The sequence below is a fragment of the Rhizobium sp. P1_C7 genome (genome assembly GCF_056406295.1).
In genome coordinates, this window is the sequence record NZ_JBFUAL010000001.1 from 202456 (window position 1) to 215805 (window position 13350).

Here is a 13350-nt window from a genome sequence, read left to right on the forward strand (position 1 = left end):
CGTGGTGCGCGCCTAACGAGTTCTTAACCACCCCTTAAATCGCCTCATTTAAAGTTCAACCGGGTAGTGAACCGTCCGGCGAGGACGGACGCCGCAAATATCCGGTTTGCATGGCAAAAATGGAGTTCGACCGGTCCGCGATGGCAGTCAGAGGCAGATCACGCAATAGAATCGAACCGTCCTTCAGTGGCCGCGACAGCCGCGATGACGACGACGATTTCGCGCTTGACGCCGACGACCGAGTGGCCGGCGGGCGGGCCGTAAAACGGCCGGCATCGAAATCGCCTCGTTCCCGCCAGCCAGAGCGGCGCAAGCGCCGGCCGTCGCCTGAGCGCGAAGGTGGCGGCTTCTTCGGCTTTATCCGCAGGATCGTCTACTGGTGCATCGTGCTCGGCATCTGGGCCGGCATCGGCGTGACCGGCCTCGTCGTCTATTACGGCTCGCGCATGCCAAGCGCCAGCACCTGGGCCATCCCCGATCGCCCCCCGAACGTGAAGATCACCGCCGTCGATGGCAGCGTGATCGCCAATCGCGGCACGACAGGCGGTGAGGCGCTCGCGCTGGAGGATATGTCCCCCTACATTCCGGAAGCGATCGTCGCGATCGAAGACCGGCGCTTCTATTCGCATTTCGGTGTCGACCCCCTCGGACTGGCCCGCGCTTTTGTGACAAATGTCACCACCGGCCACATGGTTCAGGGGGGCTCGACGCTGACCCAGCAGCTTGCCAAGAACCTTTTCCTGTCGCCGGAGCGCACTCTGGAGCGCAAAGTGCAGGAGGTGCTGCTGGCGCTGTGGCTCGAGCAGAAATACACCAAGGATCAGATCCTTGCGATGTATCTCAACCGCGTCTTTTTCGGTTCTAACGCCTATGGCGTCGAGGCGGCGTCGCGTCGTTATTTCAACAAGTCGGCACGTGACGTGAACCTGGGCGAGGCAGCGCTGCTTGCCGGTCTCGTCAAGGCGCCGTCGCGCCTTTCGCCCGCGCGCGATCCGGAAGCGGCCAACGCCCGCGCGCAAGTGGTGCTCCAGGCCATGCTCGACCAGGGCTACATATCGGGCGACGAGGTCAAGACGGCGATGTCGCAGACGCCGGCCAAGGCAAAGCGCTATTGGTCTGGCGCCGGCCACTATGTCGCCGATATGGTGATGGACGAGCTGCCCGGGCTGATCGGTGACGTCAAGGAGGACGTCGTCGTCGACACGACGATCGACAAGGGGTTGGAAAGGCGCGCGGAGCAATCCCTGGCCGATCTACTGAACAAGGACGGTGCGAAGCTCGACGCCTCGCAGGCAGCACTCGTTTCGCTCGACGGCACAGGCGCCATTCGCGCCCTCGTCGGCGGCCGAGACTATGCCGACAGCCAGTTCAACCGGGCAGTCAAGGCCAAGCGTCAGCCGGGCTCGTCGTTCAAGCCCTTCGTTTATGCTGCTGCTCTGGAAAAGGGCCTGACGCCATTTTCCGTCTTCAACGACGCTCCGATCCGGATCGGTGACTGGACGCCGGAAAACTATGAAAAGAAGTACAACGGCGAGGTGACTCTTGCCACGGCGCTGGCGAAATCGCTGAACACCGTCGCCGCCCAGCTGGTGATGTACGACGGCCCCGACCAGGTGATTAAGCTGGCGCATCGTCTCGGCATAGAGTCGGAATTGCAGCCCAATGCCTCTATCGCGCTTGGAACGTCGGAAGTATCCCTCATGGAACTGACCGGCGCCTATGCTGCCTTCATGAACGGCGGCTACAAGGCGACGCCGCACGTTATTCGTCGCGTCACGACTGCCGATGGCAGCAAGGTGCTTTACGAGAACACCTACGACAGCCCGCCGCGCGTCCTTTCCGAGACGATCGCCGCCAACATGAACGCGATGATGATGGGCGTCATCGACCAGGGCACAGGCAGGAGCGCCAAGCTGCCGGGCTGGCAGGCGGCTGGCAAGACCGGCACCACCCAGAACTCGCGCGACGCGCTGTTCGTCGGCTTCACCAGCAATCTGACCACCGGCGTCTGGTTCGGCAATGACGACGGCAAGCCGATGAAGAAGGTGACGGGCGGCGGCCTGCCGGCCAGGGCTTGGCAGGAATTCATGATTGCTGCCCACAAGGGGCTGTCGCCGGCCCCGCTCTTCGGCAGCGGCCAGTTCATGAGCGATCCGGGCACGTTGAACGGAAGCGGCCAGCCGATGGCTTCGGCCGAACCCGGGATGCAGGAGCCTGCCCAGGAACCGACCACCATCGGCAATATCATTTCCGGCGTTTTCGGCGGGTCCGAAAGCCAGTATCCGCAGGCGCCGTCTCGTCCCGGGCGGCAGCCGCTTGCCCCGGTCGGCGGCGGTCCGGTTCCGCCCGCCGATGTCGCGCAGGACGGTCGCTATGGCTATGGCGACGCGGTTCCTCCAGGCGATGTCGGCAGCGCTGAACAGGCTCCTTCGGGTCGTCCTCGCCGCACGACGCTTCTCGACCTGATCATGGGCCAGTAGCGGTGCAACCGCGAAAGAAAAAATGCGCCGATCCCGCAGCTGTGAAAATTAATTGTCGAAGGCTCGTTTTGCCGGTTTTCAGCCTATTTCCCGCCTTGCAGTCGCGAAAACCGCTCCTTATATACGCCGCATCACCGCAATCACGATTGCGTTAATCTTAAAGACCAATCCCGTAAGGGGCTGTCAGTGAAATGCCTTCTCGGGGTTCCGACAGCTTGCTTCAAGGAGAGAATGACATGGCAAAAGTAATTGGTATCGACCTTGGAACGACGAATTCCTGCGTCGCGGTCATGGACGGCAAGGACGCGAAGGTCATTGAGAACGCCGAAGGTGCACGCACGACGCCTTCGATGGTGGCATTTTCCGATGATGGCGAACGCCTCGTCGGCCAGCCGGCAAAGCGCCAGGCAGTCACCAACCCGACGAACACGCTCTTCGCTGTCAAGCGCCTGATCGGCCGCCGCTACGAAGATCCGACCGTCGAAAAGGACAAGGGCCTTGTCCCCTTCAATATCGTCAAGGGCGACAACGGCGATGCCTGGGTCGAAGCTCAGGGCAAGGGTTACTCGCCCGCGCAGATTTCCGCGATGATCCTTCAGAAGATGAAGGAAACCGCCGAATCCTATCTCGGTGAAAAGGTCGAAAAGGCCGTCATCACCGTTCCCGCATATTTCAACGACGCACAGCGCCAGGCAACCAAGGATGCAGGCAGGATCGCCGGTCTTGAAGTTCTCCGCATCATTAACGAGCCCACGGCGGCAGCGCTTGCCTACGGTCTCGACAAGAAGGACGGCAAGACGATCGCCGTTTACGACCTTGGCGGTGGTACCTTCGATATCTCGATCCTCGAAATCGGTGACGGCGTCTTCGAAGTGAAGTCCACCAACGGCGACACTTTTCTTGGCGGTGAAGATTTCGACATGCGTCTCGTCGAATATCTCGTTGGCGAGTTCAAGAAGGACAACGGCATCGACCTCAAGGGCGACAAGCTTGCCCTGCAGCGCCTCAAGGAAGCTGCTGAAAAGGCGAAGATCGAACTGTCGTCTGCCCAGCAGACGGAAATCAACCTGCCGTTCATCACGGCGGATGCGACCGGTCCGAAGCACCTGACGCTTAAGTTGACGCGCGCCAAGCTCGAGAGCCTGGTCGACGATCTGGTCCAGCGCACGATCGCACCCTGCAAGGCGGCTCTGAAGGATGCTGGCGTTACGCCGGCTGAAATCGATGAAGTCGTTCTCGTCGGCGGCATGAGCCGCATGCCGAAGGTCCAGGAAGTCGTCAAGCAATTGTTCGGCAAGGAGCCGCACAAGGGCGTCAACCCAGATGAAGTGGTTGCGCTTGGCGCCGCCATTCAGGCCGGCGTTCTGCAGGGCGACGTCAAGGACGTTCTGCTTCTCGACGTAACGCCGCTGTCTCTCGGCATCGAAACGCTGGGCGGCGTCTTTACGCGTCTGATCGAGCGTAACACCACGATCCCGACGAAGAAGTCGCAGACCTTCTCGACCGCAGACGACAACCAGCAGGCAGTCACCATCCGCGTTTCGCAGGGCGAGCGCGAAATGGCTGCAGACAACAAGCTGCTCGGTCAGTTCGACCTCGTCGGTCTGCCGCCTGCACCGCGCGGCATGCCGCAGATCGAAGTCACCTTCGATATTGATGCAAACGGCATCGTGCAGGTGTCTGCCAAGGACAAGGGCACCGGCAAGGAACAGCAGATCCGCATCCAGGCTTCCGGTGGTCTCTCCGACGCTGACATCGAAAAGATGGTCAAGGACGCCGAAGCCAATGCCGAATCTGACAAGAAGCGTCGCGAAGGCGTGGAAGCCAAGAACCAGGCCGAAAGCCTTGTCCACTCCAGTGAGAAGTCGCTGAAGGACTACGGCGACAAGGTCTCCGAAGCCGATCGCACCGCGATCTCCGATGCGATCGCAGCGCTGAAGTCCGCTACTGAAGCAACCGACCCGGATGCTGAAGACATCAAGGCGAAGACCCAGACCCTCATGGAAGTATCCATGAAGCTCGGTCAGGCAATCTATGAAGCCCAGCAGGCCGAAGGCGGCTCGGCAGATGCCTCCGCGGAAGGTGGCGACGACAATGTCGTTGATGCCGACTACGAAGAAGTCAAGGACGACGACCGCAAGAAGTCCGCATAAGCGACCAAACGGTCAAGCTTGAAACTGACATTCCGGCTGCTCACCATGGCAGCCGGATATCCATTTCCGGGGTCTGATCCTTAATGGCAAAAGCCGATTTTTATGAAACGCTGGGTGTCGCCAAGACGGCGGACGAAAAAGAGCTGAAAAGCGCTTTCCGCAAGCTGGCCATGAAGTACCATCCGGACAAGAATCCGGACGACCACAGCGCCGAGCACAAGTTCAAGGAAATCAACGAAGCCTACGAAACGCTGAAGGACCCGCAGAAGCGGGCGGCCTACGACCGATACGGTCACGCAGCATTCGAACATGGCGGCGTGGGCGGCGGCGGCGGTTTCGCCGGAGGCGGCTTCTCCGACATCTTCGAGGACATCTTCGGCGAGATGATGGGTGGTGGCCGGCAGCGGCAACGCTCGGCTGGCGGACGCGAACGCGGCGCCGACCTTCGCTACAACATGGAAATTTCGCTGGAGGAAGCTTTCGCCGGCAAGACCGCTCAGATCCGCGTCCCGACGTCGATCACCTGCGACATCTGTTCCGGGTCCGGCGCGAAGCCGGGCACGCAGCCGAAGACCTGCGGCACCTGCCAGGGGTCCGGTCGAGTTCGCGCGGCGCAGGGTTTCTTCTCGATCGAGCGTACCTGCCCGACCTGCCACGGCCGCGGCCAGATCATTCCCGATCCCTGCACAAAGTGTCACGGTCAGGGCCGTGTTACGGAAGAGCGTTCGCTCTCCGTCAATATTCCGTCGGGCATCGAGGACGGAACGCGTATCCGCCTGCAGGGCGAAGGCGAAGCCGGCACACGCGGCGGGCCGGCGGGCGATCTCTACATCTTCCTGTCCGTCAAGCCGCATGAGTTCTATCAGCGTGACGGGGCCGACCTCTACTGCGCCATCCCGATCTCGATGACGACCGCGGCGCTTGGTGGCACGTTCGACGTGGCGACCCTCGACGGCACCAAGTCGCGCGTGACCGTGCCGGAAGGCACGCAGGCCGGCAAGCAGTTCCGCCTCAAGGCCAAGGGGATGCCGGTTCTGCGCTCGTCGCAGACGGGCGATCTCTACATCCAGATACAGATCGAGACGCCGCAGAAACTCACCAAGCGCCAGCGCGAGCTGCTGCAGGAGTTTGAAGAGCTGTCATCGAAGGAGAACAACCCGCAGTCGACCGGCTTCTTTGCCCGGATGAAGGAATTCTTCGAGAACTGATATCGACTGTCAACGTTCATTTTCAAGGCCCGGTTGTTTCAACCGGGCCTTTCTATTTCGTCGGTGCAACAAACGGATATCTTCTTGTCGAAGAGACTCGACTTTTGTATTTTTAAGCTCTCTATTAATTGAGCCTAAATCTATCGGTAATGGGTTATAATAGAATAGGCTTTCACCCGTGATTGTTCAGTCAGCGCCGAGGTCCACTTGGAACGCCGTCTTGCAGCTATTCTCGCAGCAGAGATCGTCGGTTACAGCCGGTTGATGACCACTGACGAACAGGCGACGCTGGATGCGGTGAAGCTCTGCCGAAGCGAGCTTGTCGATCCGAAGATTGCACATTGCCGTGGGCGTATCGTCAAGCTGACGGGCGACGGCATGCTGGTGGAGTTTTCCAGCATCGTCAACGCGGTTGCCTGCGCCAGCGAGATGCAGCAGGCCCTGGCCGAGCGCAACAAGACCGTCGCCGACGATCAACGCATCGAGTTTCGCATAGGCATCCATCTCGGCGACGTGATCGTCGAGGACGGCGACATCTTCGGCGATGGCGTCAACGTTGCCGCGCGCCTGGAAGCGATTGCCGACCCCGGTGGAATAGCGATTTCCGCGTCCGCCAGGGATCACGTCGGAACCAGGCTGAGCCTGTCGTTCGAGGACAGGGGCGAATACGCGCTGAAGAACATCGAAAAACCCGTCAGGGTCTATGCGATCTCTGCCAAGCGCGCCTTGCCTCTGAAGGTCAACGAGGCGGCTCTTGCTGCTGCCAAGGAGAAGCACAAGCAACTGGTCGCCGTATTGCCGTTTACCAACATGAGCGGGGATCCTGAGCAGGAGTATTTCTCCGACGGTATCACCGAAGACATCATCACCGACCTCTCGAAGATCTCGAACCTCTATGTGGTCGCGCGAAATACGGCGTTCACCTACAAGGGAAAGGCGGTGCAAGTGAAGCAGGCCGCGGCCGAGCTGGGTGTCAATTTCGTTTTGCAGGGCAGCGTGCGCAAGGCCGGCGAGCGCGTGCGCATCACCGGACAGCTGATCGACGCGAGAAATGGCACGCATATATGGGCCGACCGCTTTGACCGCGACCTGACTGACATTTTCGCCATTCAGGACGAGATTACCAATGCCATCGTCGACCAGCTCAAGATTAAGCTGTTGCCGGAAGAGAAGCAGGCGATTTCGACCGAGCCGACCCGCAACGTCGAAGCCTACACCTACTACCTGAGGGGCCGGCAATTTTCGCACACCTGGACCAGGCACTACTTGCTCATGGCACGCCGGATGTTCTCGACCGCCGTCGCGCTCGACCCGGATTATGCCCGCGCCTATGCCGGCATCGCCGATTGCGAATCCGCTCTGCGGGATTGGCACGCCGGCGACTATACGCTCGAAGGCATTCTGGAGCTCACCGCCAAGGCGCTGGCGCTTGATCCGAACCTGGCCGAGGCGCACGCCTCGCGTGGCCTGGCGCTACATCAGGACGGCCGCGACCAGCAAGCCCTGGTCGAGTTCGAGAAGGCCCTTGCGCTGGAACCTGATCTTTATGAGGCCAATTTCCACTACGGGCGTTTCCTGTTCATGCAGGGAAAATTCGAGAGTGCCATCGCGTTCTTCACGCGGGCGTCGCAGATACGCCCCGATGATTACCTGTCGCCCATCCATCTGATGAGCGCCTCCCGTTCGCTCGGCCTTCAGGAAGAGCGGCAGAAATGGGCGCACATCGGCATCGAGCGGGCAGAGCACGCCTTGGAGAACCATCCCGAGAATGCCGGTCCGGCGCACCGGGGCGCACTTGCGTTGGCGCATATGGGCGATCACGCGCGCGCCAAGGAGTGGGTAAAGCGTGCCCAGGCGATCGATCCGGACGATATCGTCGCCCAATATAATGTCGCGTGCGTCTACGCGCTGTTGAACGAGTGCGATACGGCGCTCGATATCCTCGAAGCGCTGCTGCCGCAGTCCTCGTGCTACCAGATACTCTGGTTCGAACACGATTCGGATCTCGATTCGATTCGCGACCATCCACGTTTCCAGAAGATGCTGGACGCAATAGAGGCCTGCACGTTCTCGCAGGACGGCTTCAGGGTGGCGTCCGAGTAGCGCGGGTTACCTCTTCGTTTCATTCTGAAGCAGGTTATGCCGGTCGTCTGTGTTGTGTTAACGCAGCTATCGGATCCCGCTTTGCAGCGGCATCGAATACCTTCACTGTGCCGGCAGGGGAAAAACAAACCAAGGGCAACTTCCATGACGGTAGCCGCCAGCATCTCTTCGCAGTCGGATGATGTCGATGTACTCGCCGGCGCACTCTACACTTGGTGCGCAGAGCGCAATATCAAACTTCGCAGCCAGCAGGGTCTGGCGATCGCCAGCATCGCTATCGACCTCTACCATGCCGGTCATCACACGCAGGATGACTTGCTCGTTGCGCTGCATGACCGTGATTTCCACTAATCAGTGTATCAGCCCGAGGTATGGCCGGAAGGCTCAGGCATAGACTTCGCCGCTGATCAGGTCGAGAATGGTCTTGACCGCTTCCTTGCCTGCTGTTGAGCGGAGCTTGTCGTAGCTGACCCCAAGTTCGTATGCCTCCGGGCTCAATCCCGGTCTGGCCGTCGTGTTGGCGCCTTCGAACAGTACCGATATGTCCACACCCAGGAACACGGCTATCTGGTGGAGCTTGCTCGCGGACACCCGGTTGGTGCCTTTTTCATATTTCTGGATTTGCTGGAATGTCAGTCCGAGCGCTTCACCCAGGTCCAGCTGCGAGATCCGCCGTTTCGCACGAAGCGTCCTGATGTTCTGGCCGACAATAATATCCACCGGATCTGGCACTTTAGTGTTCCCCTATGAAGCAATAAAATTGCGCTCTGTACTATGCCGAGGTTTCGCAATATCTCAACCCTGCAGTTGCAAAATTCAACCGGCTTCTTCTCCGGTTTTGAGATGAATTCTATTGTTAGAATAGATGAATATACTTTTACGTGCAGAAAACTCTACATTCTATCGAGTGGCGCATCCGTTTTTGTACTATATGCGCCTTCGTCGGGTTCCCACAGGTGTCCGATAGCAGCGGGCGGCTCTCGAGGCGCCGCGGCAGCGATGGCCTTGACCGCAATTTCGGCTCGCTCTATTTTAGAATAATTCTAAAACTGAGGAAGCCATGCCGAACCGTCTTTTCAGATCACCAAAACGTTCATTTGAGTCTCTGTCGGAGCAAGAAATCCTGGCGCTTGCGATCGGATCCGAAGAGGACGACGCCCGTATCTATCTGGCCTATGCCGACATGCTGAAGGCAGCCTACCCGGCCTCCGCCAAGGTCTTCGAAGAAATGGCCGAAGTCGAAAACACCCACCGCACGTCGTTGATCGCGATCTATCGCCAGCGCTTCGGCGAGCGCATCACGTTGATCCGCCGGGAGCATGTCCAGGGCTTCTACGAACGCAAGCCGGATTGGCTGCGGCGAAACCTGTCGCTAGAAAAGATTCGTGGTGAAGCCGAAGCCATGGAGCAGCAAGCCTATCGGTTCTACGTCGAGGCGGCCGGGCGCGTTGCCGATGCGCAGACGCGCCAGCTGCTCGGCGATCTGGCGCTCGCGGAGCAGGGCCACGAGGATATCACACGCATGCTCGGCGAGAAGCATGCTCCTGAAGCTGTAAGGCAGGAAGAGGACCAGGCGGTGCGGCGCCAGTTCGTGCTGACTTATGTGCAGCCCGGTCTGGCAGGCCTCATGGATGGCTCGGTCTCGACACTTGCCCCCATCTTCGCGGCGGCGTTCGCCACGCAGGACACCTGGCAGACCTTTCTTGTCGGCATGTCGGCATCCGTCGGCGCCGGTATCTCGATGGGCTTCACCGAAGCCGCTCACGACGACGGCAAAATCTCCGGACGTGGTTCGCCCATAAAGCGTGGCTTGGCCTGCGGCATCATGACGATGCTGGGCGGCCTCGGCCACACCTTGCCGTACTTGATCCCGGACTTCCTGACGGCAACGACGCTGGCCGTGGTCATCGCCGTCTTCGAACTCTGGGCGATCGCCTTTATACAGAACCGCTACATGGAAACGCCGTTCCTGCGTGCAGCATTTCAGGTCGTCGTCGGTGGCGGGCTCGTTCTCGGCGCCGGCATCTTGATTGGCAACAGTTGACGCACCAACGAAAAAGGCCGGCATGAACGCCGGCCTTTGTTCATCCAGACTTACGCTGCTACTTCAGTGCGCCGACCAGGACGTCGCGGCCATTCTCGATGGTGACCCAGCGGCCGGCATTGTAGCTCGATTGGCGCTTGATGAACGAATAGGGCGTTTCAAACCACGGCTTGACGCTGGAGGCGAGGTTGTCGAGGACAAAGTCGCCCTTCGTCGTGCGCAGCGTCAAAATCGCATGGCCCTCGCCGTCCGGCTTGCGAACGACGGTCATCAGGAGATTTGCCGGCGAAAAACCACGCTGAATGAGGATGCGGCGTTTCAGAAGCGCAAAATCCTCGCAGTCGCCGGCTGTCGTTGGATAGGCCCAGACTTCGTCCCTGCCGTAGATTTCCTTGTCCGTCATTGGCGTGATGCTGTTGTTGACCATGCTGTTGACGGAGCGGATGAGGCCCCATTTTTCGTTCGACATTTCCGCGGCGGCCGTGATGCGGTTCGCCCCGCACTCGTCGCGATGGGACTGGCAGAATTCATAGTGGCCGATTGGCTGCGATGTAGCGGCGCCGGTCACCATTGAGAGGGTGTTCGTCGAAGCCGGCGTTGCGGCTGTCGACATAGCAAACATGGCCATCATGGCCACCAGGAATCCCTTGATCCGCACGCCCACTGTCCCTTGCATCGCCCTTGTATTGTTAACAAAAAGTTAACGGTGAGACGCGCGGAGAGTCAATCGATACTTCTGATGGAGAGGTGAGAAGCGGTGGACATGGTTAAGATGCGTTAGGATTTTGCATCGACGGCCCTCGGGCTGCGTCAGCGAATGAGGCCCTTTACCGCCTGCAGCATGCGGTCGATGTCCTGCGGTCGCGACAGACGGTGGTCGCCGTCGCGAACGAAAGTCAGCACGACGTCGTCTGCGGGAAGGTGTTCCACGAGCTTCATTGCGTGTTGGTAGGGAACATCCGGATCCTTCATTCCTTGCAGGATGTGCACCGGGCAGCCGGTTTCGATGATGCCCGTCAGCACGCGGTTCTCGCGGCCGTCCTCGATCAGGCGCCGGGTGTAGATATTGGGTTCCACGCTGTAGGCCGAACGCTCCTCGAAAAAGCCGCGCTCCGCCAGCGACTTCTGCTCATTCTGGGTGAGGTTCGGTTCGACGAGCTCGGATGTGAAGTCCGGCGCGGGAGCGATCAGCACCATGCCGTCGAGCTTTGGTGCCCCCGCTTTCCCCGCAAGTTCCTGCGCGAAACGCAGTGCAATCCATCCTCCCATCGAAGACCCGACGAGAATGGCGCGGTCCGGGCCGACATGCAGAACGACCGCAAGCGCTTCCTCGAGCCAGCGCGAAATCGTGCCGTCGGAAACGTTCCCGCCGGAGAGCCCGTGGCCCGAGTAGTCGAGCCGAATGCAGGCGAGTCCGCTTTCCGCCGCCAGCCGGTCGAGCTCGACTGCCTTGGTACCGCTCATGTCCGATCGGTATCCGGACAGCCAGACAAGCGCGGGCCCGCCCGCAGCCATGGCGCCGGGGCGGACGATGTAGGCAATCTCGCGGGCGGCTTCGCCGTCTCCGACGGTCAGAAATCGGTGATCATGAGCAAGCTTTGCGTCAGACATGGCGGAACTCCGGTTGTTTTGACCTATAAAACAGATTCTTGACAGGCTGACAGCGGGTGATTTTTCCGCTAAAGCGTGCTAATGACTTCGTTGCAGCGACGGCGAAACTAGGTTTGCCCTTCCTGGTGGGGGGTACCTTGCTGCAGCGATCCGAAACAACGCGAGGAGAATACGACCATTCGCAGACCTTTTAAAACCGACGCGCCCGTTAAGGAAGGGCCGCGCTCGAATCGGGAAATTCGCATTCCCAAAATTCAGCTGATCGACGCTGAAGGACAGAATCTAGGCGTCGTGGCGACCGACCAGGCCCTGAGAATGGCTGAAGAAGCTGGTCTCGACCTGGTGGAAATTTCCCCAAATGCTGAACCGCCTGTGTGCAAGATCCTCGACCTGGGTAAGCTGAAATATGCAAACCAGAAGAAGGCCGCCGAGGCGCGCAAGAAGCAGAAAATCGTTGAAGTCAAAGAAATCAAGATGCGCCCGAACATCGACACTCATGACTATGAAGTGAAGATGAAGGCCATGGGCCGTTTCTTCGAAGAAGGCGACAAGGTCAAGGTGACGCTGAAGTTCCGTGGTCGTGAAATGGCCCACCAGGAACTCGGCATGAAGCTTCTGCAGCAGGTCAAGGCGGATACGCTCGAGTTTGCCAAGGTCGAAGCCGAGCCGAAGCTGGAAGGCCGCCAGATGATGATGGTGCTCGCGCCAAAGTAAGGCGCGTCGCCACCACTCGTATCAAAGCCGTCCGCAAGGGCGGCTTTTGTATTTTCGGCGATCGTCGGATCGCGGCAGGTAAGATTCCTTGGCACGCCCCGTTGCACTTTTATGACGCTGCGGTTATAAGCGCGCGTCCGAACTGACCGGCAGGGCATGCCGTGGCAGTGTCGAATGCTTGCGGAACGGTTCATCACCGGAGCCGCAGATCAACAACAAACGCTCCCGCACCTTGTTGCGACGACCGGAAAACCGGACATCGCGAGAAGGCTTCTTTGATGAAGCGCGCAGGGGGTACAGAAACGGAGTAGCAAAATGCCCAAGATGAAGACGAAGTCCTCTGCCAAGAAGCGGTTCAAGATCACCGCAACCGGCAAGGTCAAGGCCGCCGCTGCTGGCAAGCGCCATGGCATGATCAAGCGTAGCAACAAGTTCATTCGCGATGCACGTGGCACGATGGTTCTCGCAGAACCAGATGGCCGCAAGGTCGTGAAGAACTACCTGCCGAACGGTCTCTGAGACTATTCCGCGAACGTTGTAGATTAAGGAGATCATGAAATGGCACGTGTAAAAAGAGGCGTAACGTCTCACGCCAAGCACAAGAAGGTTCTGAAGCAGGCTAAAGGCTTCTACGGCCGCCGCAAGAACACCATCCGTACGGCAAAGGCAGCGGTCGATCGCTCCAAGCAGTACGCGTACCGCGACCGCAAGGTCAACAAGCGCAACTTCCGCGCTCTCTGGATCCAGCGTATCAACGCTGCTGTCCGCGAATTCGGCCTGACCTACGGCCGCTTCATCGACGGCCTGAACAAGGCTGGCATCGAAGTTGACCGTAAGGTTCTCTCCGATATGGCTATCCATGAGCCGGAAGCATTCGGCGCGCTCGTCGCAGCCTCCAAGAAGGCGCTCGAGTACCTCAAGGACGCCGGTACGAAGAACGAGTTCGAAGCAGCCGTCAACTAAGCCGGCGCTATTCGAACTTTCGTTTCGACGATTTGGAACCCGCGCTGGCAAGGCTTGCGCGGGTTCTTTCGTTT

The 13350-nt window shown here is 59.5% G+C and carries 12 protein-coding genes; 9 read left to right on the forward strand and 3 right to left on the reverse strand.

Features of this window, described 5'->3' with window-relative positions:
• The first annotated feature begins 140 nt into the window (after positions 1–140).
• From AC1D2R_RS01005 to AC1D2R_RS01025, 5 genes are all read left to right on the forward strand, one after another.
• On the forward strand, positions 141–2480 hold the full coding sequence (locus tag AC1D2R_RS01005) for a transglycosylase domain-containing protein (RefSeq protein ID WP_477964611.1): 2340 nt from the start codon (positions 141–143) through the stop codon (positions 2478–2480).
• Positions 2481–2716: 236 nt separating this feature from the next.
• Positions 2717–4633 (forward strand): molecular chaperone DnaK, encoded by a 1917-nt coding sequence (gene dnaK, locus AC1D2R_RS01010; protein WP_477963891.1) that lies wholly within the window; start codon positions 2717–2719, stop codon positions 4631–4633.
• Between the two features lie 83 nt (positions 4634–4716).
• Positions 4717–5841, forward strand: coding sequence for a molecular chaperone DnaJ (gene dnaJ / locus AC1D2R_RS01015; RefSeq protein ID WP_477963893.1), 1125 nt, complete (start codon positions 4717–4719; stop codon positions 5839–5841).
• A gap of 207 nt (positions 5842–6048) precedes the next feature.
• Positions 6049–7944: a TPR end-of-group domain-containing protein gene (locus AC1D2R_RS01020; RefSeq protein WP_477963895.1), complete on the forward strand. Its 1896-nt coding sequence runs from the start codon at positions 6049–6051 to the stop codon at positions 7942–7944.
• A gap of 144 nt (positions 7945–8088) precedes the next feature.
• Positions 8089–8295 carry a hypothetical protein gene (locus AC1D2R_RS01025; protein ID WP_477963897.1) on the forward strand — a complete coding sequence of 69 codons (207 nt, stop codon included), beginning with the start codon at positions 8089–8091 and terminating at the stop codon, positions 8293–8295.
• 33 nt (positions 8296–8328) lie between these two features.
• Here AC1D2R_RS01025 and AC1D2R_RS01030 read toward each other — a convergent pair whose 3' ends face one another.
• Positions 8329–8676 (reverse strand): helix-turn-helix domain-containing protein, encoded by a 348-nt coding sequence (locus AC1D2R_RS01030; RefSeq protein ID WP_477963899.1) that lies wholly within the window; start codon positions 8674–8676, stop codon positions 8329–8331.
• A gap of 328 nt (positions 8677–9004) precedes the next feature.
• Between AC1D2R_RS01030 and mbfA the strand changes: the two genes are divergently transcribed.
• The gene (gene mbfA / locus AC1D2R_RS01035; protein WP_477963901.1) at positions 9005–9988 is read left to right on the forward strand and encodes an iron exporter MbfA; all 984 of its coding nucleotides are present in this window, start codon (positions 9005–9007) and stop codon (positions 9986–9988) included.
• A gap of 58 nt (positions 9989–10046) precedes the next feature.
• Here mbfA and AC1D2R_RS01040 read toward each other — a convergent pair whose 3' ends face one another.
• Both AC1D2R_RS01040 and AC1D2R_RS01045 read right to left on the reverse strand, forming a co-directional pair.
• Positions 10047–10646 carry a transglutaminase-like cysteine peptidase gene (locus tag AC1D2R_RS01040; RefSeq protein ID WP_477963903.1) on the reverse strand — a complete coding sequence of 200 codons (600 nt, stop codon included), beginning with the start codon at positions 10644–10646 and terminating at the stop codon, positions 10047–10049.
• Between the two features lie 152 nt (positions 10647–10798).
• Positions 10799–11599 carry an alpha/beta hydrolase gene (locus tag AC1D2R_RS01045; RefSeq protein ID WP_477963905.1) on the reverse strand — a complete coding sequence of 267 codons (801 nt, stop codon included), beginning with the start codon at positions 11597–11599 and terminating at the stop codon, positions 10799–10801.
• 177 nt (positions 11600–11776) lie between these two features.
• Here AC1D2R_RS01045 and infC point away from each other — a divergent pair, with 177 nt between their 5' ends.
• The 3 genes from infC to rplT all read left to right on the forward strand — a co-directional run bounded on the left by infC (position 11777) and on the right by rplT (position 13276).
• Positions 11777–12313 carry a translation initiation factor IF-3 gene (gene infC, locus AC1D2R_RS01050; RefSeq protein ID WP_057472423.1) on the forward strand — a complete coding sequence of 179 codons (537 nt, stop codon included), beginning with the start codon at positions 11777–11779 and terminating at the stop codon, positions 12311–12313.
• Between the two features lie 315 nt (positions 12314–12628).
• Entirely contained in the window at positions 12629–12832 is a 204-nt protein-coding gene (gene rpmI / locus AC1D2R_RS01055) for a 50S ribosomal protein L35 (protein WP_007813308.1), read from the forward strand.
• 39 nt (positions 12833–12871) lie between these two features.
• Positions 12872–13276 (forward strand): 50S ribosomal protein L20, encoded by a 405-nt coding sequence (gene rplT / locus AC1D2R_RS01060; protein ID WP_037062676.1) that lies wholly within the window; start codon positions 12872–12874, stop codon positions 13274–13276.
• Positions 13277–13350 lie beyond the last annotated feature (74 nt).

Coding starts and splice junctions, on each gene's coding strand:
- AC1D2R_RS01005 (WP_477964611.1), top strand. CDS start 141: ATGGCAGTCAGAGGCAGATCACGCAATAGAATCGAACCGTCCTTCAGT.
- dnaK (WP_477963891.1), top strand. CDS start 2,717: ATGGCAAAAGTAATTGGTATCGACCTTGGAACGACGAATTCCTGCGTC.
- dnaJ (WP_477963893.1), top strand. CDS start 4,717: ATGGCAAAAGCCGATTTTTATGAAACGCTGGGTGTCGCCAAGACGGCG.
- AC1D2R_RS01025 (WP_477963897.1), top strand. CDS start 8,089: ATGACGGTAGCCGCCAGCATCTCTTCGCAGTCGGATGATGTCGATGTA.
- mbfA (WP_477963901.1), top strand. CDS start 9,005: ATGCCGAACCGTCTTTTCAGATCACCAAAACGTTCATTTGAGTCTCTG.
- AC1D2R_RS01045 (WP_477963905.1), bottom strand. CDS start 11,599: ATGTCTGACGCAAAGCTTGCTCATGATCACCGATTTCTGACCGTCGGA.
- rpmI (WP_007813308.1), top strand. CDS start 12,629: ATGCCCAAGATGAAGACGAAGTCCTCTGCCAAGAAGCGGTTCAAGATC.
- rplT (WP_037062676.1), top strand. CDS start 12,872: ATGGCACGTGTAAAAAGAGGCGTAACGTCTCACGCCAAGCACAAGAAG.